This window comes from Mesorhizobium escarrei (genome assembly GCF_935825525.1).
Classification (GTDB): Bacteria; Pseudomonadota; Alphaproteobacteria; order Rhizobiales; family Rhizobiaceae; genus Mesorhizobium; species Mesorhizobium escarrei.
Genome location: NZ_CAKXZT010000188.1, coordinates 1 through 3,684 on the forward strand (window position 1 = coordinate 1; position 3,684 = coordinate 3,684).

5 protein-coding genes are annotated in these 3,684 nt (G+C 56.7%); 1 reads left to right on the plus strand and 4 read right to left on the minus strand.

Annotated features, from left to right (window positions below):
* Positions 1-8: 8 nt before the first annotated feature.
* The 4 genes from NMG80_RS35910 to NMG80_RS35925 all read right to left on the minus strand — a co-directional run bounded on the left by NMG80_RS35910 (position 9) and on the right by NMG80_RS35925 (position 2,920).
* Positions 9-464 carry a hypothetical protein gene (locus NMG80_RS35910; protein WP_254022527.1) on the minus strand — a complete coding sequence of 152 codons (456 nt, stop codon included), beginning with the start codon at positions 462-464 and terminating at the stop codon, positions 9-11.
* Positions 458-1,465, minus strand: a complete 1,008-nt coding sequence (locus tag NMG80_RS35915; protein ID WP_254022528.1) for a hypothetical protein — start codon at positions 1,463-1,465, stop codon at positions 458-460. Before NMG80_RS35915 ends, NMG80_RS35910 begins: the two co-directional genes overlap by 7 nt.
* Positions 1,466-1,814: 349 nt before the next feature.
* Positions 1,815-2,495: an argonaute/piwi family protein gene (locus NMG80_RS35920; RefSeq protein WP_254022529.1), complete on the minus strand. Its 681-nt coding sequence runs from the start codon at positions 2,493-2,495 to the stop codon at positions 1,815-1,817.
* The gene (locus NMG80_RS35925) at positions 2,429-2,920 is read right to left on the minus strand and encodes a hypothetical protein (protein WP_254022530.1); all 492 of its coding nucleotides are present in this window, start codon (positions 2,918-2,920) and stop codon (positions 2,429-2,431) included. Before NMG80_RS35925 ends, NMG80_RS35920 begins: the two co-directional genes overlap by 67 nt.
* A gap of 235 nt (positions 2,921-3,155) precedes the next feature.
* Here NMG80_RS35925 and NMG80_RS35930 point away from each other — a divergent pair.
* The coding region (locus NMG80_RS35930) for a helix-turn-helix domain-containing protein (protein ID WP_254022531.1) at positions 3,156-3,684 on the plus strand (529 nt) is incomplete at its 3' end.

Below are 3,684 nucleotides of genomic sequence, written 5' to 3' on the forward strand. Positions count from 1 at the left end.
AAAGTGCTTCATGCTGCGCTTCCTAGCCTGCGTTTTCCTGCCTGCAGCGCGTCGTAGTAACCCTCATCGAGGAGGATCGCCGAGAGGCTAACGATATCCTCTTCGACGGGGATTGGGGTTAGACCCGCACCTTCCGGGAGGTTGAGCGTCCCTGGTTTTCGCGAAAAGAGTTCGATCATGAAGGGGAAGCTTTGATCCGACGGCCGATGGAAGCGATAGAATTCTTTCTTGCCATCGCTCCGCTCGCGCGCCTGATATCCGCCTGCGTCGAGAAACGCTTTGAAGGCTGCTGCAAACGCGGGATCGACCACCTCGACGCAAAGCACCATGTCGATATCCTTGGTCGCCCTGAATGCAAGGCCGGCTGCATCGAATAGCAAGTCACAGGCGGCACCACCGATGATGGCGTAGTGATCTTCATGTCCTGCGAAATGCCCACGGAATTTCTCGATGCCGGCTACCACGGAATGTTCTCCAAGAGCTGTTCTGCCGCCATGGAAACCCGTTCGTCACGATGATCCCGAAACTGCGCGTAAAGCGAGAGAGGGTCCACGGTGTTGGTGTCGGACAAAGCGGCAGGGTCGTAGGACCATGTTTCGATCACGAAATCGGCTTGATCCCGGCTGGTTTCGACAAAGCCGGAGGCCTGTGCGATGGCTTTCCAATCGCTGGCGGCGACGGCAAAGATACCTACAGAAGGCCGGGACAAATCCGTCAGTTCGGCGAGTGCTGTTTCTCCCGCCTGCTTTAGCATCGTTCGGAAATGGTCGCCTTGGACGAACTTCACAGAGCGTACTGGGCTGCGGAGGAGATCGCGCGCCGCCTGTAGGAGATGGCGTCCTTCTGCCTTGAACCGGATGTGCCTTTCCTTGCCGTGCTTTTCGGTGCGCGCGAGGCCTGATGCCACCAGGTCGTCGAAAGCGCGGCCGATCGACATCGCCGAGTAGCGTATCCGAGCGGCGATGAACGACGGGGTGGTAGCAGTCTCGTCGTTCCGCAAGAGGTGATCGAACAAAACGGCTTGAGCCGCTGGCAACAGGCCGTCTGAATGCCTTTGTTTGAGCCCGCGGAAATGCTCGCGCAAATCCATGGCGAGGTCAGGGATATAGAGCTGGTTGCCCGGTACCACGAACGGCACGCCCTGACCGACGAGACGTGACCGGTTGTGCGCGCTCAGCGACGACGTTGCGAAGACGACGATCGCATCAACTGAGTTGCGGATCAGGCTGATGTGCTTGACAATGTCGGAAGGGGTTGCGGCATTGTTCAAGGCCGCGAGAAAGACGCACCGTCTTCCGGCTATCCAGGCTTCGTATAAGGTGTAGGTTCGCGCGAGAAATGACGGAAGGCTGCCTGTATCCGCAAATTCCATGACCGGAATGCGGTCATGGAGCGTATCCCCGAGATAGCGCTGCAGCGCCTCGGCGAACGATACCTCGGAAGTGATTTGCTCCGTCCCTAACATCGCACTGCACGCTAACAGCGCTAGTGTTACTATGCAAGCACGCTGTTAGCAATTTCCGGTTGGCCGGTGTAATATGAATAGGCGATCGAGTGGGAGTGGGGTCGAAGCTTGGGGCATTCGCGTTATGATTGAGGCTATGCCGCCTCACAGTGGCGAAGGTGGTGCTTGGCCCTCGAAAGGACGCAGGGCAGGCGCTCGATCTACTGTATGGCGTCGCGCGATGGCGTCGCGCGCACGTCTGGTAAACACCTCATGATCCACTTCAAAAATTTGCCGGGTCCACGGTGGCCCTGCCCGCCAATGTCGCTGCGATTGCAGGTTTGGCATTTTGTGCCACCGCCGTCCCCGACTAGATGTAGAACTTGAAAGGCTGCTTTTCAGCACCCTTTGCGGCTCCCATCGTCAGAACTTCTCCAACCATTTGCTCAAAGCGGACGGTCACAGGAAGGCCATCATTGAAATCGCAGGAGTTGTAGTTGATTTTTGTCAGGCCCATGATGTCGTTCAGCACGCTCTTGAGTTCAGGCATCGGGCCTTTGCTTCGCAGCACAGTGATGAACAGCGGATTTGGCGTTTCGGGACCGATATATGTGTCGAGTTGCGGCACGTATCCGGTGGTCCAGAGATACGCGTTGCGGTCATCCAGCATGACGGCAGTGCCACGCAGTACTGGATAGTCACCATCACGAAAAAGCTTGGTTTCACCGCCCGTCTGGCGAATGCGCACCCCAACAACGTTGGTCTCCTTGGGCGCGGCATCTTCAAACGCCTTCCACTCTTCGTCATTGAAGTAGGTTTGGCCGTGAATGAAGAGCTCTTTGGGCGGACCGTCATGATTGTCCGCATAGGTCTCCAGCACAAGCGAGAGTAACTTCTTCGCAGCATCTCGCCCAAGATGATACTCGTAATCGCCGGTCTTCCACGGGCCGTTCGCGCCGCGAAATACAACGCCATCGCCTTCATTCAGGAACATCTGCGCGGCGCAGCAGGCGTGGTCATTGGGATCGTTTGGCAGGTTCTTATAAACCATCCCAACGTAGCAAACACGCGGCCGCACCTCGGCGAGTTCCGGAACATCGCGATCACCGTGTTGGACGCATCCTGCTTGGCGACTCCAAGTACGGCTGACCCGCTCTCGACAAACTCCATCAACGGGATTGCGTGCTTGCTGAAGAACTTGCCGGTCCCCGCAAATGTATCGTTGATATCCTCCAGCGATGCGAATGAAAAGAAACCTGCGCCATGCAAGGACACGGGGAACGCCGCTGCATCACAGACACTTTGCACCGCATCGCGACCGGCCGCACCGGAGGCTTCGAAAAAGCGGATTGCATCCGGCGCTTCGGCTATGCGCAGCCAATTGGAGGTCAGCCACAGGGCGAATTCATCGTCGCCTGGCGTCGCTTTGCTGATGAATACGATGTCTCGTTCGGCTGTCGTCTTCTCTTCGCCCATAAAACATCTTCAAAAACCGGTAGCCCACGGTGCGGGCTTCAACCGAATCGACCAAGTATAGCGCGGTCGAACATTTTATGCTGGCCATCCGGAAGTTTCGCTGACACCTGGGGATAAACGATATCGGTCTGGTAAGGCATTGCTGCCCTCCTCATGCTCCAATCATGTTTCGGAATCGACTGGGGGAGCACACGGCAAAAGCACCGCAGTCGATGAGGCAGTCTGAAGCGTCATCATGCGCGAACTCATCGAGGAAATGTGCGATCCAGATCGCGCGGCTTGCACGGAACAAGGCACACTGAACGGTCGATCTTCCGGTATGTGTGGAGATGCGATCTACCACCTCGTCGGCAATGAACTGATCTACACGGCGCCTCGGTCCGCCGAATTACGCCAGCGCGAGATCGTCAATCCTCAGCCGTTCATGACCAACCCGATATTGAACCGGGCGCAGCGTATCATGCAGGAGACCGTGGAAAGTCCGCTGGGTATTGATACGGTTGCTGAAAAGTGCGGAATCTCGGTCCGGGAACTGCAGTATCTATTTCAACGGCATCTGAACACCAGTCCCAAGAAAAGGTATATCGCTTTGCGGCTGCAGCACGCCAAGGAGCTGGTGCTCTACAGCTCCATGAGCATCCGCGAGACGGGCCTGGCTAGCGGTTTTGCTACACCCTCCGCCTATTACAGGGCCTTTTTCGCGGTTTTCCAGACAAATCCGCAGGAATATCGCAATGCTTTTGACCTGCCACGGGTAATTTCCT

Coding starts and splice junctions, on each gene's coding strand:
- NMG80_RS35915 (WP_254022528.1), bottom strand. CDS start 1,465: ATGTTAGGGACGGAGCAAATCACTTCCGAGGTATCGTTCGCCGAGGCG.
- NMG80_RS35920 (WP_254022529.1), bottom strand. CDS start 2,495: ATGGTTTATAAGAACCTGCCAAACGATCCCAATGACCACGCCTGCTGC.
- NMG80_RS35925 (WP_254022530.1), bottom strand. CDS start 2,920: ATGGGCGAAGAGAAGACGACAGCCGAACGAGACATCGTATTCATCAGC.